Here is a 16,605-nt window from a genome sequence, read left to right on the forward strand (position 1 = left end):
GCCACAACAGCCCATCAGTCCTTCAGCCCGTCACATCAATGTTTGCTGCCGCCAGCACAGGTCGGCGAGGCCGGGGCCGTGCCGATCTGTGCCCATTCTTCAGGCGTGTAGGTATGCAGCGCCAACGCATGGAACTCGCCCATCAGCTCGCCGAGCGTGCCGTAGACTTTCTGGTGACGCTTGACGCGGTTGAGCCCTTCAAACTGCTGGCTGACCACCACCGCCTTGAAGTGGGTCTGCAACCCACGGCTGTGCATGTGGCTTTCATCCAGCACTTGCAGATGCTCGGGCTGTAACAAGCCCAGCGTCGATTCGATGCGTTGTTGCATGGTCATACCGGGCTCCGCTTAAGGCTTTTTCTTGGCAGCAGGAGCAGCAGCGCCGGCTTTAGGATCCAGCTCGTTAGTCATGTCAGCCAGCAGTTTGTTGACCACAGGCACCGCGCTTTCCAGCTTGGCTTGAGTCATCTGGGCCGATTGCTGAGTCAGCTGCGGCATTTTTTCCAGGACTTTCTTGCCCAGTGGCGACTTGTAGAACGCAACCAAGTCTTTCAGCTCGGATTCGCTGAAGTTGGTGGTGTAGAGCTTGACCATGTCCGGCTTGAGCTTGTTCCAGCCAATGGCTTGGTCCAGCGCGGCGTTGGCTTTGGCCTGGTAGGTTTCCAGCAAGGCTTTTTTCGATTCAGGGGCTTTGGTCTGTTCAAAGCGCTGAGCAAACATTTGCTGCACTTGCATGTACACCGGAGTGCCCAATTTGTCAGCGTGCGCCAGGGTCAGGAAAGCTTCGGCACTGGCGTTGTGGCTGGCGGTATCGGCAAAAACAGGGCCGCTGGCGCAAACCAGTGCAACCGCGGTACAGATGGCACGAAGACGAGTCATCGAGTTTCCTTTTCTAGCAGGCGAGGTCATTACCCCAAGGGCGACCATTCTGCACCTAAAAAAGTGTGTCACTCAACCCCAAGCCTTGTCAGGCCTGAATTAGAGGGGTTGAACGGTCAAAATCCAGACTGATGGAACCACGGCCGGCGATCACGGCCTAAACTGCGCTATCAGACCTACAGGAGTGTGCATGATGAGCCGTATCGAAACCGACAGCCTTGGCCAGGTGGAAGTCCCGGATGAGGCCTATTGGGGCGCTCAGACGCAACGCTCGCTGATTAACTTCGCCATTGGCAACGAACGCATGCCCCTGGCCGTGCTGCACGCACTGGCCCTGATCAAGAAAGCCGCGGCGCGGGTCAATGACCGCAACGGCGACCTGCCCGCCGACATCGCCCGCCTGATCGAACAGGCCGCCGACGAAGTGCTCGACGGCAGCCACGACGACCAGTTCCCGCTGGTGGTCTGGCAGACCGGCAGCGGCACCCAGAGCAACATGAACGTCAACGAAGTGATCGCCGGCCGCGCCAACGAACTGGCCGGCAACCCCCGTGGAGGCAAAACCCCGGTTCACCCCAACGATCACGTCAACCGCTCCCAAAGCTCCAATGACTGCTTCCCGACCGCCATGCACATTGCCGCCGCCCAGGCGGTGCAGCAGCATTTGCTGCCGGCGATCAGTGAACTCTCCGGCGGCTTGGCCGAGTTGGCGGCGCGGCACATGAAATTGGTCAAGACCGGCCGCACCCACATGATGGACGCCACGCCGATCACCTTCGGCCAGGAACTCTCGGCGTTCATCGCGCAACTGGATTACGCCGAACGGGCCATCCGCAGCGCACTGCCGGCGGTCTGTGAACTGGCGCAGGGCGGCACCGCGGTCGGCACCGGGCTGAACTCGCCCCACGGTTTTGGTGAAGCGATCGCCGCAGAGTTGGCCGCCCTCTCCGGCCTGCCGTTCGTCACCGCACCGAACAAGTTCGCCGCGCTGGCCGGCCATGAGCCGCTGACCACCCTGTCGGGCGCGTTGAAAACCCTCGCCGTGACCCTGATGAAAATCGCCAACGACCTGCGTCTGCTGGGTTCCGGGCCGCGCGCCGGTTTTGCCGAAGTGAAACTGCCGGCCAACGAACCGGGCAGCTCGATCATGCCGGGCAAGGTCAATCCAACCCAGTGTGAAGCGCTGTCGATGCTGGCGTGCCAGGTCCTGGGCAACGACGTCGCCATTGGTTTTGCGGCGAGTCAGGGGCACTTGCAACTGAACGTGTTCAAACCGGTGATCATCCACAACCTGCTGCAATCGATCCGCCTGCTCGGCGATGGCTGCAGCAACTTCCAGCAGCATTGCATCGCCGGGCTTGAACCGGACGCGGCGAAAATGGCTGAGCACCTGGAGCGTGGGTTGATGCTGGTGACCGCCCTGAACCCGCACATCGGCTACGACAAATCGGCGGAGATTGCCAAGAAGGCTTACAGCGAGGGGCTGACCTTGCGAGAGGCGGCGTTGCAGCTGGGGTATCTGACGGATGAAGAGTTTGATGCGTGGGTAAGGCCGGAGAATATGTTGGAAGCCGGTGCCAAGGGCTGAATTTTGTAGCGCCTGACAGTCAGTCTTCGCGGGCAAGCCTCGCTCCTACAGGTTTTGTGTCAATCCTGAATATTGTGATCGACACAAAACCTGTAGGAGCGAGGCTTGCCCGCGAAGAACGATAACTCGGTCTAACTGGCCGCCATCCGTACCTTTCGGGCCCTGAGCCCGGCAATCAACGACGGCCCAAGGGCCACCAACGCCGACCCCACCACCACCAACACCGCCCCGCCATACCCCAGGCCATTGATCGTCTCGGCATGCACATATTCCGGCCATGCCCACGCCGCCACGGCCACCGCGCCAAACGTCACCAACGGCGTAATCGCCAGCGTCGCACTGACTCGCGAAGCTTCCCAATGGGCCAGCGCTTCGGCAAAGGCGCCGTAGGCGATCAAGGTGTTCATGCAGCACGCCAGCAGCAACCAGCCTTGCAACGGGCTCAACTGCATCGCCTCCAGCGGATGCACCCAAGGCGTCAGCAACAGCGCGCAGAACAGGTAGATCACCATCATCACCTGCAACGAGTTCCATACCGTAAGCAATTGCTTCTGCCCCAGTGCGTAAAACGTCCAGACCGTCGAGGCCAGAAGCACCAGCAACACGCCGGCGGTGTAATCGGTCAGCGAGGTCAACAACTCGGCCAGGCGTTGATTAAAGAACAGCGCGAAACCGATCAGCAGCACCAGCAGACCAATCCCCTGCCCCACACTGAAGCGTTCCTTGAACACAAACAGACTGGCGATCAGCAACATGATCGGGCCCATCTGCACCACCAACTGCGCGGTGCCGGGGCTGAGCAGGTTCAGGCCCATCAGGTACAGCACGTAGTTGCCGACCAGGCCAAGCACCGCCATCAACACCAGCCAGCCGCCACGGGGACCGAGAACCTTGCGACTAGGCAGGCGTCTGGTCGCCGCCAGATAGATGAACAGGCAGCCACCAGACACCGTCAGGCGAAACCAGGTCACCGTCACCGGGTCCATCACCAGCAGGACTTGTTTGAGTTTGATCGGCAGGATTCCCCACAGCAGCGCGGTCAACAAGGCCAGGAACAAGCCGTAAACCCAGCGACCGGAAGAAATGTGCATGCGAACCTCAAAGCCAGATGGCAAGAAACACCATTCTAGGCGCAGACCCCGGCCCGACACAGGGACAGTTGGCGACGGGCCGCGAATGAAACTGTGCAGGTCGCACCATTAAATTGGCGATGTGCCGTCGATCAGTTGGCCAGGCGCTGCAAGTGGTTCATGCATAAGCTCATCGGATCCACCCACAAGAACATCCTTGAGGAGACCCGCCATGTACGGCATGCGCGCCCAGGACACCGCCCCCTCCACGCACTTTCGCTGCGACCGGGTGTGTCGTGTGAATGGGGAACTATTTTTCAGCACCCGGGAAAACACGCTGGAGGGGCCGTTTGATAATCCGCTGGCGGCCGAGCGGGAGATTCAGGCGTACATAGAGCGGATGCAGATTTCGGGTGCCAGGGGTTAGACCGAGGCGCTGCCATCGTGAGCAGGCTCGCTCCCACACTGGATCTGCGTAGCGCATCAGATCACTGTGGGAGCGAGCCTGCTCGCGATGGCGGTTAATCAGACAGCAGGCGTCTTCTAGCCTTAACGCACCGCTTCAAACAACCCCGTCGCACCCATCCCGCCACCTACGCACATGGTGACTACGCCGTATCGCAAATTGCGCCGCTGCAACTCACGCACAAGATGCCCGACCTGACGCGAACCCGTCATGCCGAACGGATGGCCGATGGAAATCGAGCCGCCATTGACGTTGTACTTGTCGTTATCGATCTCCAGGCGATTGCGGCTGTACAGGCACTGCGAAGCGAATGCTTCGTTGAGCTCCCACAGATCAATGTCGGCCACCTGCAACCCCTTGGCCTTGAGCAATTTCGGCACCGAAAACACCGGACCGATGCCCATCTCGTCCGGAGCACACCCGGCCACCGTGAAACCACGGAAGAACGCCTTGGGTTTGAGTCCCAGCGCCAGGGCTTTTTCCAGGCTCATGACCAGCGTCATCGAAGCCCCATCGGACAGTTGCGACGAGTTACCCGCCGTCACCGAACCATCCTCGGTAAACACCGGTTTCAACCCGGCCAGGCTTTCCAGCGTGGTGTCCGGGCGGTTGCAGTCGTCGCGGTCGACGATCCCGTCGAGGATCTGGATCTGACCGGTGGCCTTGTCTTCAACCCGATACTTCACCGCCATCGGCACGATTTCGTCATCGAACAATCCAGCGGCCTGAGCCTGAGCCGTGCGCTGCTGACTTTGCAATGCGTACAGATCCTGCTCCTGGCGACTGACGCTGTAACGGCGCGCGACGATTTCGGCGGTCTGGCCCATCGGGAAATAGATGCCAGGCACCTGCTCTTTCAGGAGTGGGTTGATCAGGTTGTCGGTGTTGACGCTTTTCATGGTCAGGCTGATGGACTCGACGCCACCGGCCACGATGATGTCGCTGCAGCCCGACGCGATCTGGTTAGCGGCAATGGCGATGGCCTGCAAGCCCGACGAGCAGAAACGGTTGAGGGTCATGCCCGCGGTGCCGATGCCCAAACGCGACAACACCGCGACGTTGCGACCGATGTTGTAACCCTGAGCGCCTTCGTTGGAGCCCGCACCGACGATGCAATCCTCGACGCTGGCCGGGTCGATGCCAGTGCGCGCCAACAACGCATCGACACAATGCGCCGCCATGTCATCCGGACGGGTCTGGTTGAATTTGCCGCGAAAGGATTTGGCCAGGCCGGTCCGCACGCTGTCGACGATCACCACTTCACGCATGGCATACCTCATTGTTGTTGTCGGTTGAGAGTGGACCGAGCATAAGTCCACCCCATAACCGACCGCGACAATCATTCACCCCGCGTATGCGTAACCATCGGCTCACGACTTGCGTTTTTTGGTCTTCTTGTCGTGTTTGTCTGATTTCTCGAACGCTTCTTCCAGCGCCAGGTTGATCGTGCGCAGGACCTTGACCCGGGCCCAGCGTTTGTCGTTGGCCTCCACCAGGGTCCACGGCGAGATTTCCGTGCTGGTGCGGTCAACCATGTCGCCGACGGCCGCGCGGTAGGCGTCCCACTTGTCCCGGTTGCGCCAGTCGTCTTCAGTGATCTTGAAACGCTTGAAGGGGATTTCTTCCCGCGCCTGGAATCGCTCCAGTTGCGTCTCCTTGTCGATGGCCAGCCAGAACTTGACCACGATGAGGCCAGACTCGGAAATCTGCTCTTCGAAATCGTTGATCTCGCTGTAGGCCCGCAGCCAGTCCGCGGGCGGACAGAAGCCCTCAACGCGCTCGACCAATACCCGGCCATACCACGAGCGATCGAATACGGTGAACTTGCCCTTGGCCGGAAGGTGCCGCCAGAAGCGCCACAAATACGGTTGCGCCCGTTCTTCCTCGGTGGGCGCGGCAATCGGCACGATGCTGTACTGGCGTGGATCGAGCGCCGCGGCAACTCGCCGAATCGCCCCGCCCTTGCCCGCCGCGTCATTACCTTCGAACACCGCGATCAATGCATGTTGACGCATGCGTTTGTCACGCATCAGACCCGAGAATCGCGCCTGCTCGGTAATCAGTTGCTCTTCGTAATTGTCCTTGTCCAGGCGTTGGCTCAAGTCGAGGCTGTCGAGCAGGTTGAGCTGATCGACATGGATTGGCAGCGGCGCAGCGTTGACCTTGGCGGGATGGATTCTGGACCGCTTCAAGGCACTTTGCAGGCCTTCGAGCAGGATCTTACCCACCGCCAGACTGCGGTAATGCGCATCCACGCCTTCAATCACATGCCAAGGCGCGTAGTCGCGGCTAGTGCGGCGCAACACACGCTCGCCGTACTTCACGAACTTGTCGTAGGTCTGGGACTGTTGCCAGTCCAGCGGACTGATGCGCCAGCTGTGCAAGGGGTCGTCAGCAAGTGCCTTGAGACGCGCCTTCATCTGCTTCTTGGAGAGGTGAAACCAGAATTTGAAAATCAGCGCGCCTTCGTCGCAGAGCATTTTTTCAAAGCGCTCGGACTGGTTGATCGCCTGATCCAGCACCGCGTCCTTGAACTCCCCATGGACCCGGCCCTGGAGCATCTGGCTGTACCAGTTGCCGAAGAAAATCCCCATGCGCCCCTTGGCCGGGAGCATCCGCCAGTACCGCCAGGCCGGTGGTCGCGCCAGCTCTTCATCGGTCTGCTGGTCGAAGGTGCGGACTTCGATCAGCCGCGGGTCCATCCACTCGTTGAGCAACTTGACCGTCTCGCCCTTGCCCGCGCCTTCAATGCCGTTGATCAGGACGATCACCGGAAAGCGCTTTTGCTGTTGAAGTTCGAACTGCGCTTCGAGTAACGCTTCGCGCAGTGCCGGTTCTTCAGCTTCGTAGGTTTCTTTGTCGATGGCGTGACCGATTTCAGCAGATTCGAACATGGACGACTCCCTTTCCAGATTGAGCAAGACTAGCGGATTGGGCCCATAGTCATCACAGAAAATTCCCTGCAGCTGGGCTTTTGTGGCAATTGTCACTGACACGTGCCACGGATCAAGCATCGCCACCTCGATCAGCTAGAATGGCCGCCTTGCCGTTGCCGAGCCTGCCATGAAACCTGTATTGCCTCACGCCCAACTCGACTGGGACGACCAGGGTCGCCCGTATTCGCGGGTGTTCGACGATGTCTATTTTTCGGACAAGTCAGGCCTTGAAGAGACCCGCTACGTATTTCTCGAACAGAACGGTTTGCGTGAACGTTTCGCCGCGTTGCCGGACGGTGGTCGATTGGTCATTGGCGAAACCGGTTTCGGCACTGGTTTGAATTTTTTGTGCGCCTGGCAGTTGTTCGAACAGCACGCAGCGGCCGGTGCGCGCCTGCACTTTGTCAGCGTCGAAAAGTACCCGCTGAGCCAGCCAGACTTAGAGCGTGCCCTGGCCTTGTGGCCGGAGCTCAAGTCGTTTGCCGATCAATTACTGAAGCAATACGTGGCGATCCATCAAGGCTTCCAGCGCCTGGTTCTGGACAACGGTCGCGTGACCCTGACGCTGCTGATCGGCGACGCGCTGGAGCAATTGCCGCAACTGGACGCACAGATTGATGCATGGTTTCTCGACGGCTTTGCCCCGGCGAAAAACCCCGACATGTGGACCGCCGAACTGTTCGCCGAACTGGCGCGCCTGGCCGCGCCCAGCTCGACCCTCAGCACCTTCACCAGCACCGGTTGGGTTCGCCGACTATTGAACGCGGCGGGCTTCAAGATGAAGCGCACGCCCGGTATCGGCCACAAATGGGAAATCCTGCGCGGCGTGTTTCTGGGCTGGCCTGAAGACGCCCCCGCGCCTGTCGTGGCGAAACCCTGGTTTGCCCGTCCAACGCCGTTGACCGGCGAACGTCACGCCCTGGTGATTGGCGCAGGCCTGGCCGGTTGCGCCACCGCCGCCAGCCTGGCGGCGCGGGGCTGGCAAGTCAGTTTGCTGGAGCGGCACGATGCGTTGGCACAGGAAGCGTCGGGCAATCCACAGGGCGTGTTGTACCTCAAGCTTTCGGCCCATGGCACGGCATTGTCACAGTTGATTGTCAGTGGTTTCGGTCACACCCGGCGTTTACTTGAGCACTTGCACCTAGGCGTCGACTGGGACGATTGCGGTGTGCTGCAACTGGCCTTCAACGCCAAGGAAGCCGAACGTCAGGCACAACTGGCGGCGGCGTTTCCCGAGGATTTGCTGCACACACTCGATCAGGAACACGCGCAGATCCGCGCGGGCATCGCGTTGCAATCGGGCGGCCTGTTTTACCCCGAGGGCGGTTGGGTGCATCCGCCCGCCCTGTGCGCATGGCAAGCGGCGCATCCGAATATCCGGCTCCTGACCCATCACGATGTACTTGAACTGCGTCGTGTGGAAGGGCAATGGCAAGCGTGGGAGAGTCACAGGTTGCTGGCCAACGCACCGGTGGTGGTGCTGGCCGGTGCTGCCGAGATCAAGCGTTTCGGCTTCAGCAGCGACTTGCCACTCAAACGTATTCGCGGACAGATCACTCGCTTGCCGCAAACGCCTGCAAGCCAAAGCCTGAGCACCGTAGTGTGCGCCGAAGGTTATGTCGCACCGGCCCGTCTGGGCGAACACACCCTGGGTGCAAGTTTCGACTTCCACAACGACGACCTGACGCCGACCACGGCCGAGCATGCCGGCAACCTGCAGATGCTCGAGGAAATCTCCGTGGACCTGGTCGCCCGACTCGGCGCAGAGGCCTTGCGACCCGAGACACTTGGAGGTCGCGCGGCGTTCCGCTGCACCAGCCCCGATTACCTGCCAATTGTCGGCCCTTTGTCAGACAGTCTGGCCTTCGCCGACGCCTACATCGCCCTGAGCAAGGATGCCCGACAAACGCCGGACATCCCTTGCCCATGGCTGGACGGCTTGTACGTCAACAGCGGCCACGGTTCGCGAGGGCTGATCACCGCGCCGTTGTCAGGCGAGTTGCTGGCTGCCTGGCTCGACAACGAACCGCTGCCATTGCCCAGAGCCGTGGCCGAGGCGTGTCATCCGAACCGCTTTGCCTTGCGCCGTTTGATTCGAGGTAAATGAATCGACTCAACTGTGCGTAAGTGCGCAGACACCCTGTTTAACCTATTCATGTACCGCACATGGCCTGCCGTTTTGGGTTAATGGCGCACGCCTGCGTATTCCCTCTTATTACTTATCGATCTAAAACTCCCACGATCCCTCCGGGTCAGTTTCTGAGTACCCGTCATTTTGGCCGGGTATCGATTGACCCTCCCCAACGGAAAAACCGGTAAGGACTTTATGTGCGGATTAGCTGGCGAGTTACGCTTTGATCATCAACCTGCGGACCTTGCAGCCGTTGAACGAATCACCCATCACCTGGCCCCTCGCGGCCCTGACGCGTGGGGCTTTCACAGCCAGGGGCCGATTGCCCTGGGCCACCGTCGCCTGAAAATCATGGACCTGTCGGACGGCTCGGCGCAGCCGATGGTCGACAACCAACTGGGTTTGTCCCTGGCCTTCAATGGCGCGATCTACAACTTCCCGGAACTGCGCACCGAACTGGAAAGCCTCGGTTATGCCTTCTATTCCGGTGGCGACACCGAAGTGCTGCTCAAGGGTTATCACGCCTGGGGCGAAGCGCTACTGCCCAAACTCAATGGCATGTTTGCCTTCGCCATCTGGGAGCGAGACGCCAAGCGCCTGTTTATCGCGCGTGACCGTCTCGGCGTGAAACCGCTGTACCTGTCGCGCACCGGCCAGCGCCTGCGTTTTGCCTCGGCGTTGCCGGCGCTGCTAAAGGGCGGTGATATCAACCCGATCCTCGACCCGGTGGCGCTTAATCACTACTTGAATTTCCACGCGGTGGTTCCCGCCCCGCGCACCTTGCTGGCCGGCATCGAAAAACTGCCACCCGCGACCTGGATGCGCATCGAAGCAGACGGCACCACCGAGCAGAAAACCTGGTGGACCCTGCCCTACGGCCCCCACGCCGACGAGATGAATCTGACACTCGAAGACTGGCGTGACCGCGTACTCGACAGCACCCGCGACGCGGTGGCGATTCGTCAACGGGCGGCCGTGGATGTCGGCGTACTGCTGTCGGGCGGTGTCGATTCGAGCATGCTGGTGGGTCTGTTGCGTGAAGTCGGCGTGGAAAACCTGTCGACCTTCTCCATCGGTTTCCAGGATGCCGGCGGTGAACGCGGCGATGAGTTCCAGTATTCGGACTTGATCGCCAAACACTACAACACGCAGCACCATCAACTGCGCATCGACGAGAAAGAGATCATCGAGCAATTGCCCGCGGCGTTCCGCGCCATGAGCGAGCCGATGGTCAGCCATGACTGCATCGCCTTCTACTTGCTGTCTCGGGAAGTGGCCAAGCATTGCAAAGTGGTGCAGAGCGGCCAGGGCGCGGACGAGTTGTTCGCCGGTTATCACTGGTATCCACAAGTTGATGGCGCCGCCGATCCTTACGCAGCCTATCGCGATGCGTTCTTCGACCGCAGCTACGAGGATTACGCCGCCACCGTGCAACCGAAATGGCTGACGGCCAATGACGCTGCCGGTGACTTCGTGAAGGAGCATTTCGCACAGCCCGGCGCCGATGCGGCGGTGGATAAAGCCCTGCGTCTGGACAGCACGATCATGTTGGTAGACGACCCAGTCAAACGTGTCGACAACATGACCATGGCCTGGGGCCTGGAAGCGCGCACCCCGTTTCTCGACTATCGCCTGGTGGAATTGTCGGCCCGGGTGCCGGGCAAATTCAAACTGCCGGACGGCGGCAAGCAAGTCTTGAAAGAAGCCGCGCGGCTGGTGATTCCGAGTGAAGTGATTGACCGCAAGAAAGGTTACTTTCCGGTGCCGGGCCTCAAGCATTTGCAGGGCGATACGTTGAACTGGGTGCGCGACCTGCTGCTCGATCCAAGCCAGGATCGCGGCCTGTTCAACCCGGCCATGCTTGACCGTCTGCTGACCGATCCGCAAGGACAGTTGACCCCGTTGCGCGGCTCCAAGCTGTGGCAATTGGCGGCCCTGAACCTGTGGCTCAGTGAACAAGGAATCTGATCGATGAAACCCCACGCCACGGCTTATAGCCAACGCTTGTTGCGCGGTCAGTCGCCCTCCTATGAACGTTTGCAGGCACGCCTGGCCGAAGACGGCAGTGAACTCAGCGCCGCGCCGATTGCTGTGCATTGCGGTTGGGGCCGGTTGCTGATCGGCCATACCTTTCCTGATGCGGCGAGCCTGGCCCAGGAGCTGCTCAACGAGCAGACCGGCGAGCGCGACATCGCCTTGTACGTTGCCGCACCCCAGCAAGTATTGGGGCTGGAACCGGCGCAACTGTTCCTTGACCCCTCCGACACCTTGCGCCTTTGGTTCAGCGATTACCGTCAGTCAAGCCGGGTGTTTCGCGGTTTTCGCATTCGCCGGGCCCAAAGCGAGACAGACTGGCAGGCGATCAATCAGCTGTACCAGGCGCGCGGCATGTTGCCGATTGACGCGAATTTGCTGACGCCGCGACATCAGGGCGGACCGGTGTATTGGCTGGCCGAAGATGAGGACAGTGGCGCGATCATCGGCAGCGTCATGGGCCTCAACCATCACAAGGCGTTCAACGACCCAGAGAACGGCAGCAGCCTGTGGTGCCTGGCGGTCGATCCGCACTGCTCGCGGCCCGGCGTCGGTGAAGTGCTGGTGCGGCATTTGATCGAACACTTCATGAGCCGTGGCCTGAGTTACCTCGACCTCTCGGTGTTGCACGACAACCGGCAGGCGAAAAATCTTTACACCAAACTGGGTTTTCGCAACCTGTCGACCTTCGCCATCAAGCGCAAGAACGGCATCAATCAGCCGCTGTTTCTTGGCCCCGGGCCTGAAGCCGAGTTCAACCCGTATGCGCGGATCATTGTCGAGGAAGCCCATCGACGTGGCATCGATGTGCACGTCGATGACGCCGACGCCGGGATGTTCACCCTCAGTCATGGCGGGCGCCGGGTGCGTTGCCACGAATCCCTGAGCGACCTGACCAGCGCCATCAGCATGACCCTGTGCCAGGACAAAAGCCTGACGCACAAAGTGCTCAAGGCCGCCGGTTTGAACCTGCCCTCGCAGCAACTGGCCGGCAACGCCGACGACAACCTGGCGTTTCTCGATGAGCACGAGCGAGTGGTCGTGAAGCCTCTGGATGGCGAGCAAGGTCAAGGCGTCGCGGTGGATTTGCGGACCATCGAAGAGGTCCAGCACGCGATCGAAGCCGCCCGACAGTTCGACAGCCGCGTGCTGCTGGAAAGTTTCCACGAAGGTCTCGATTTGCGGATTGTGGTGATCGGTTTCGAGGTGGTCGCCGCGGCGATTCGCCGGCCCGCCGAGGTGGTGGGCGATGGTCAACATTCCATCGGTGCGCTGATCGAAGCGCAGAGTCGGCGTCGGCAGGCGGCCACCAGCGGTGAAAGCAAAATCCCGCTGGACCATGAGACCGAGCGCACGCTGCAGGCGGCGGGTTATGACTACAACAGTATTCTGCCGGCCGGTGAGCATCTGTTCGTCAGGCGTACCGCGAATCTTCATACCGGCGGTGTCCTTGAGGATGTCACAGCGATTTTGCATCCGACCCTGGTGGATGCGGCGGTGCGCGCGGCGCGGGCGCTGGATATTCCCATGGTCGGGCTCGACCTGATGGTGCCTGCTGCCGACCAACCGGCGTATGTGTTTATCGAAGCCAACGAACGCGCCGGGCTGGCCAACCATGAACCGCAGCCGACGGCCGAGCGGTTTGTGGATTTGTTGTTTCCGCATAGCCAGCCGGCTGTTTCCTAATCATGTGTCGTCTGGACTGACGCCTTCGCGGGCAAGCCTCGCTCCTACAAAGGAACGCGTATTACCTGTAGGAGCGAAGCTTGCTCGCGAAGGCGTCAGGTCAGGCACCCAACTTTTCCTTCATCGAAACCATCGATGTTCTTTACTCATCAGGAGTTTCCATGACCAGCAAAATCCCGGAACCGGATCTCAACTACTTGCAAAAAGTCCTGCTGGAAATGCTCGCCATTCCCAGCCCGACCGGCTTCACCGACACCATCGTGCGGTACGTTGCCGAACGCCTCGAAGAGCTGGGTATTCCCTTCGAAATGACTCGGCGCGGCACGATCCGCGCGACCCTCAAGGGCAAGAAAAACAGCCCGGACCGTGCGGTCTCCGCTCACCTCGACACCATCGGCGCCGCGGTTCGCGCGGTGAAAGACAATGGTCGCCTGACGCTCGCCCCGGTCGGTTGCTGGTCCAGTCGTTTTGCCGAGGGCAGCCGCGTCAGCCTGTTCACCGACAACGGGGTGATTCGCGGCAGCGTGTTACCGCTGATGGCTTCCGGGCACGCATTCAACACTGCGGTGGATGAAATGCCGATCAGTTGGGATCACGTCGAATTACGTCTGGACGCTTACTGCGCCACACGCGCCGACTGCGATTCCCTGGGGATCAGCGTGGGCGATTTCGTCGCCTTCGACCCGCTGCCGGAGTTCACTGAAAGCGGCCATATCAGCGCCCGTCACCTCGACGACAAGGCCGGTGTTGCGGCGCTGCTGGCGGCAATGAAGGCGATCATCGACAGCGGCGAGGAGTTGATGATCGATTGTCATCCGCTGTTCACCATCACCGAGGAAACCGGCAGCGGTGCGGCGGCCGCCTTGCCCTGGGACGTCAGCGAATTCGTCGGCATCGACATCGCGCCGGTTGCGCCCGGCCAGCACTCCAGTGAACACGCGGTGAGCGTGGCGATGCAGGATTCCGGCGGACCTTACGACTATCACCTGTCGCGGCACTTGCTCAGATTGGCCAGTGAAAACGAGTTGCCGGTGCGCCGCGACCTGTTTCGCTATTACTTCAGCGATGCGCATTCGGCGGTCACCGCCGGGCACGACATCCGCACCGCCCTGCTCGCCTTCGGCTGCGATGCTACTCACGGTTACGAGCGCACGCACATCGATAGCCTGGCGGCGCTGAGTCGTCTACTCGGCGCCTACATTCTGAGCCCGCCGGTATTTGCCAGTGATGCGCAGCCGGCGAAGGGCTCGCTGGACCGGTTCAGTCATCAGATCGAGCACGATACGCAGATGGAAAGCGATACGCGGGTGCCGTCGGTGGACAGTCTGGTGGGGCAGCGAACAGATAGCTGACCCTGGCTTTTTCATCGCCTGATACACCGCCTTCGCGGGCAAGCCTCACTCCTACAGGTTATGTGTCGATGCGCGAAACCTGTAGGAGCGAGGCTTGCCCGCGAAGGCGGTGTATCAGGCGCCACATCATGTCCCGGGCTAGCCGCAACCGATCATTCGCCGTAGCATCGCGCCATTGTTTAGCCGAGGTGCCTATGCTGATTCCCTACGACCAACTTGAAGTCGACACCCTGACCCGCCTGATCGAGGATTTCGTGACCCGCGACGGTACGGACAATGGTGACGACACACCGCTTGAAACCCGCGTATTGCGTGTTCGCCAGGCATTGACCAAGGGGCAGGCGCTGATCGTTTTTGATCCGGACAGCGAGCAATGCCAGTTGATGCTCAAGCACGATGTGCCCAAGCACCTGTTCGACTGAGGCGTTCAGCGTCCTTTGGTTTTCGCCAGTTTGACCTGGATGCGATCGTAGACCTCGGCCCGATGCACATTGACGTTTTGTGGCGCTTCGACACCGAAGCGCACGCTGCCTCCGTTGACGGCGATGATGCGCACTGAAATGTTGTCACCGATGGAAATCATCTCGCCCACAACGCGACTGAGTACAAGCATGGCATTCATCCTTCAGGGTTACCGGCCCTTGAAGATGCCCGTGGCACAGCCGCTCTTCAATGCAACGACAACAAATCAGTCCCGCCCTACAACGCAGGACGATCCCGCCTTACGGAAACGTCTGACAAATCGTTTGACTGCCCCTTCAGGAAGCAGAGAAACGCGGGCCGAACAGAATCACACTGGCGCCAATCACGCACAGCGCCACACCCAGCCAGTCCGAGCCCAGGGGACGAATCCGCTCGACCACCGCCAGCCAACCGATCGACGCGACGATGTAAATGCCCCCATAGGCGGCATAGGCCCGACCGGCGTAAGTCGCCTCGACACGGGTCAGCAACAGCGCGAACATCGTCAGGCTGAGCAGCGCCGGCACCACCCACCAAATGCTCTTACCTTGGCGCAGCCACATCCAGAAGGCGAAACAGCCGGCGATTTCGAACAGCGCCGCGAGAAAAAACCACAGGTAATTGAGCATGCACACGTCTCGTAAGGATGGCCGGTTGCGGCCACCCTAACGACGGTGTTGCGCACGGGCAAGTTCAGCCTGCGTTTTGTTTGGCTTTGGCGCGCATTTTGTCGGCCATGACGGTCATTTCGTTGTAGAGCAGTTGCGGGTTTTTCTGCTTCAGCGCCCAGGCCATGCGTCCCTGCTCGTGGGGCAGAATCATGAATTCACCGGCGGCGACATGCTTGTAGATGTAATCGGCGATGTCGGTTGCGGTGATCGGCGAACTTTCCAGCAATTTGCCGACCTGGGCTTTCATGGCCGGAGTCGGGCCACGAAAGGAATCCAGCAGGTTGGTCTGGAAGAACGACGGACAAACTACATGCACGCCCACTTCCTGCTGCGCCAGTTCGACCAGCAGGCTTTCGGACAGGGCCACTACGCCGGCCTTGGCCACGTTGTAGTTGCTCATGGCCGGACCTTGCATCAGGGCAGCCATGGACGCGATGTTGATGATCTTGCCTTTGCTTTTTTCCAGCAGCGGCAGGAAGGCCTTGCAGCCCTTGACCACGCCCATCAGGTTGATCGCGATCTGCCAGTCCCAATCCTCCAGGGACAGTTCACTGAAGAACCCGCCCGACGCCACGCCGGCGTTGTTGACGATGACATCGATGCCGCCAAGCTTCTCTTCGCACGCTTGGGCGAAGGCCGTCAGCTGGCTGTAATCGCGCACATCGCAACGCTGGATAAAACCGTCGCCACCCGCTTCGCGAACCAGTTTCAGGGTTTCCTGCAGACCGGGCTCGCTGACATCCGACAAGGCCAGCTGCCAGCCTTCACGCGCCCAGCGCAGCGCGATTTCGCGACCTAAGCCTGAGCCCGCGCCAGTGATCATCATGCGATTTTGCATAGCAAACAGCCTTGTTGTTCCGGGGAAGATGCGCTGAGTGTAGCGAAGGACATTGCACGACCCACGCTCCATCAGATTGCTGAATGGCCCGCTCAAACCGTGACCGTGCCTGAATCAACTAACGCTGCAAAAAACGAAATAAGCCTTTCTTCGAAAAACATTAAAAAACTTTGGAATTTTCTTGCCCACGCGACAGTCGGATTTTGTAAGCAGCTCGGGTTTATTGCATTCCAGCTGACAGTTAAACGCCGGGTAATTCCAGAACACTTCCAACAAGGAAATAGACATGGGCACAATTCTTATCGTTATTCTGATCCTGTTGCTGGTAGGTGGTTTGCCGGTCTTCCCACACTCCAGAAGTTGGGGTTATGGCCCGTCCGGTATCATCGGCGTGGTGTTGGTAGTGCTGTTGATCCTGCTGTTACTCGGCAAAATATAAAGATCTAACAGGCAAAAAAAGAGGCCCTTGAAAAAGGGCCTCTTTTTTATTGCG

Annotated in this window: 16 protein-coding genes; 8 read left to right on the forward strand and 8 right to left on the reverse strand. The window is 60.1% G+C overall.

What is annotated here, in order from left to right; all coding sequences use genetic code 11:
* Positions 1-35: 35 nt before the first annotated feature.
* Positions 36-335, reverse strand: coding sequence for a BolA family protein (locus ACA068_RS20920; protein ID WP_497304463.1), 300 nt, complete (start codon positions 333-335; stop codon positions 36-38).
* A gap of 12 nt (positions 336-347) precedes the next feature.
* Positions 348-878 (reverse strand): DUF2059 domain-containing protein, encoded by a 531-nt coding sequence (locus tag ACA068_RS20925; RefSeq protein WP_403107373.1) that lies wholly within the window; start codon positions 876-878, stop codon positions 348-350.
* A 193-nt stretch (positions 879-1,071) separates the two neighbouring features.
* Here ACA068_RS20925 and ACA068_RS20930 point away from each other — a divergent pair, with 193 nt between their 5' ends.
* Positions 1,072-2,466, forward strand: a complete 1,395-nt coding sequence (locus ACA068_RS20930) for a class II fumarate hydratase (RefSeq protein WP_102595638.1) — start codon at positions 1,072-1,074, stop codon at positions 2,464-2,466.
* A gap of 131 nt (positions 2,467-2,597) precedes the next feature.
* Here the strand turns inward: ACA068_RS20930 and ACA068_RS20935 are convergent, their stop codons facing one another.
* Positions 2,598-3,557 (reverse strand): DMT family transporter, encoded by a 960-nt coding sequence (locus ACA068_RS20935; protein WP_497304466.1) that lies wholly within the window; start codon positions 3,555-3,557, stop codon positions 2,598-2,600.
* A gap of 211 nt (positions 3,558-3,768) precedes the next feature.
* Here ACA068_RS20935 and ACA068_RS20940 point away from each other — a divergent pair, with 211 nt between their 5' ends.
* Positions 3,769-3,963 carry a DUF6316 family protein gene (locus ACA068_RS20940; protein WP_497304467.1) on the forward strand — a complete coding sequence of 65 codons (195 nt, stop codon included), beginning with the start codon at positions 3,769-3,771 and terminating at the stop codon, positions 3,961-3,963.
* A gap of 122 nt (positions 3,964-4,085) precedes the next feature.
* Here ACA068_RS20940 and ACA068_RS20945 read toward each other — a convergent pair whose 3' ends face one another.
* Positions 4,086-5,270: a thiolase family protein gene (locus ACA068_RS20945; RefSeq protein WP_497304469.1), complete on the reverse strand. Its 1,185-nt coding sequence runs from the start codon at positions 5,268-5,270 to the stop codon at positions 4,086-4,088.
* Positions 5,271-5,372: 102 nt separating this feature from the next.
* Entirely contained in the window at positions 5,373-6,896 is a 1,524-nt protein-coding gene (gene pap / locus ACA068_RS20950; protein ID WP_497304471.1) for a polyphosphate:AMP phosphotransferase, read from the reverse strand.
* A 169-nt stretch (positions 6,897-7,065) separates the two neighbouring features.
* On the opposite strand from pap, the gene mnmC reads away from it, so the two are divergent.
* The 5 genes from mnmC to ACA068_RS20975 all read left to right on the forward strand — a co-directional run bounded on the left by mnmC (position 7,066) and on the right by ACA068_RS20975 (position 14,563).
* Entirely contained in the window at positions 7,066-9,045 is a 1,980-nt protein-coding gene (gene mnmC, locus ACA068_RS20955) for a bifunctional tRNA (5-methylaminomethyl-2-thiouridine)(34)-methyltransferase MnmC2/FAD-dependent 5-carboxymethylaminomethyl-2-thiouridine(34) oxidoreductase MnmC1 (protein ID WP_497304473.1), read from the forward strand.
* Between the two features lie 219 nt (positions 9,046-9,264).
* Positions 9,265-11,037, forward strand: a complete 1,773-nt coding sequence (locus ACA068_RS20960) for an N-acetylglutaminylglutamine amidotransferase (RefSeq protein ID WP_497304475.1) — start codon at positions 9,265-9,267, stop codon at positions 11,035-11,037.
* A 3-nt stretch (positions 11,038-11,040) separates the two neighbouring features.
* Positions 11,041-12,789, forward strand: a complete 1,749-nt coding sequence (gene ngg, locus ACA068_RS20965; protein WP_497304477.1) for an N-acetylglutaminylglutamine synthetase — start codon at positions 11,041-11,043, stop codon at positions 12,787-12,789.
* A 161-nt stretch (positions 12,790-12,950) separates the two neighbouring features.
* Positions 12,951-14,141 carry an osmoprotectant NAGGN system M42 family peptidase gene (locus tag ACA068_RS20970; RefSeq protein WP_109633769.1) on the forward strand — a complete coding sequence of 397 codons (1,191 nt, stop codon included), beginning with the start codon at positions 12,951-12,953 and terminating at the stop codon, positions 14,139-14,141.
* Between the two features lie 194 nt (positions 14,142-14,335).
* Complete coding sequence (locus ACA068_RS20975; protein WP_010461751.1) at positions 14,336-14,563, forward strand: YheU family protein; 228 nt, start codon at positions 14,336-14,338, stop codon at positions 14,561-14,563.
* A gap of 5 nt (positions 14,564-14,568) precedes the next feature.
* Here the strand turns inward: ACA068_RS20975 and csrA are convergent, their stop codons facing one another.
* The 3 genes from csrA to ACA068_RS20990 form a co-directional block, all read right to left on the reverse strand.
* Positions 14,569-14,754 carry a carbon storage regulator CsrA gene (gene csrA, locus ACA068_RS20980; protein WP_403107393.1) on the reverse strand — a complete coding sequence of 62 codons (186 nt, stop codon included), beginning with the start codon at positions 14,752-14,754 and terminating at the stop codon, positions 14,569-14,571.
* Between the two features lie 145 nt (positions 14,755-14,899).
* Positions 14,900-15,232, reverse strand: coding sequence for a YnfA family protein (locus ACA068_RS20985; protein ID WP_497304478.1), 333 nt, complete (start codon positions 15,230-15,232; stop codon positions 14,900-14,902).
* A 64-nt stretch (positions 15,233-15,296) separates the two neighbouring features.
* Positions 15,297-16,112: an SDR family oxidoreductase gene (locus tag ACA068_RS20990; protein ID WP_497304480.1), complete on the reverse strand. Its 816-nt coding sequence runs from the start codon at positions 16,110-16,112 to the stop codon at positions 15,297-15,299.
* Positions 16,113-16,392: 280 nt separating this feature from the next.
* Here ACA068_RS20990 and ACA068_RS20995 point away from each other — a divergent pair, with 280 nt between their 5' ends.
* Positions 16,393-16,551: a DUF3309 family protein gene (locus ACA068_RS20995; RefSeq protein ID WP_169858239.1), complete on the forward strand. Its 159-nt coding sequence runs from the start codon at positions 16,393-16,395 to the stop codon at positions 16,549-16,551.
* Positions 16,552-16,605: the final 54 nt, after the last annotated feature.

Source organism: Pseudomonas sp. LBUM1660 (assembly GCF_059695935.1).

Excerpts from the sequence above, each read along its gene's own strand:
- ACA068_RS20920 (WP_497304463.1), bottom strand. The coding sequence starts at position 335 with ATGACCATGCAACAACGCATCGAATCGACGCTGGGCTTGTTACAGCCC.
- ACA068_RS20925 (WP_403107373.1), bottom strand. The coding sequence starts at position 878 with ATGACTCGTCTTCGTGCCATCTGTACCGCGGTTGCACTGGTTTGCGCC.
- ACA068_RS20930 (WP_102595638.1), top strand. The coding sequence starts at position 1,072 with ATGAGCCGTATCGAAACCGACAGCCTTGGCCAGGTGGAAGTCCCGGAT.
- ACA068_RS20935 (WP_497304466.1), bottom strand. The coding sequence starts at position 3,557 with ATGCACATTTCTTCCGGTCGCTGGGTTTACGGCTTGTTCCTGGCCTTG.
- ACA068_RS20940 (WP_497304467.1), top strand. The coding sequence starts at position 3,769 with ATGTACGGCATGCGCGCCCAGGACACCGCCCCCTCCACGCACTTTCGC.
- ACA068_RS20945 (WP_497304469.1), bottom strand. The coding sequence starts at position 5,270 with ATGCGTGAAGTGGTGATCGTCGACAGCGTGCGGACCGGCCTGGCCAAA.
- pap (WP_497304471.1), bottom strand. The coding sequence starts at position 6,896 with ATGTTCGAATCTGCTGAAATCGGTCACGCCATCGACAAAGAAACCTAC.
- mnmC (WP_497304473.1), top strand. The coding sequence starts at position 7,066 with ATGAAACCTGTATTGCCTCACGCCCAACTCGACTGGGACGACCAGGGT.
- ACA068_RS20960 (WP_497304475.1), top strand. The coding sequence starts at position 9,265 with ATGTGCGGATTAGCTGGCGAGTTACGCTTTGATCATCAACCTGCGGAC.
- ngg (WP_497304477.1), top strand. The coding sequence starts at position 11,041 with ATGAAACCCCACGCCACGGCTTATAGCCAACGCTTGTTGCGCGGTCAG.
- ACA068_RS20970 (WP_109633769.1), top strand. The coding sequence starts at position 12,951 with ATGACCAGCAAAATCCCGGAACCGGATCTCAACTACTTGCAAAAAGTC.
- ACA068_RS20975 (WP_010461751.1), top strand. The coding sequence starts at position 14,336 with ATGCTGATTCCCTACGACCAACTTGAAGTCGACACCCTGACCCGCCTG.
- csrA (WP_403107393.1), bottom strand. The coding sequence starts at position 14,754 with ATGCTTGTACTCAGTCGCGTTGTGGGCGAGATGATTTCCATCGGTGAC.
- ACA068_RS20985 (WP_497304478.1), bottom strand. The coding sequence starts at position 15,232 with ATGCTCAATTACCTGTGGTTTTTTCTCGCGGCGCTGTTCGAAATCGCC.
- ACA068_RS20990 (WP_497304480.1), bottom strand. The coding sequence starts at position 16,112 with ATGCAAAATCGCATGATGATCACTGGCGCGGGCTCAGGCTTAGGTCGC.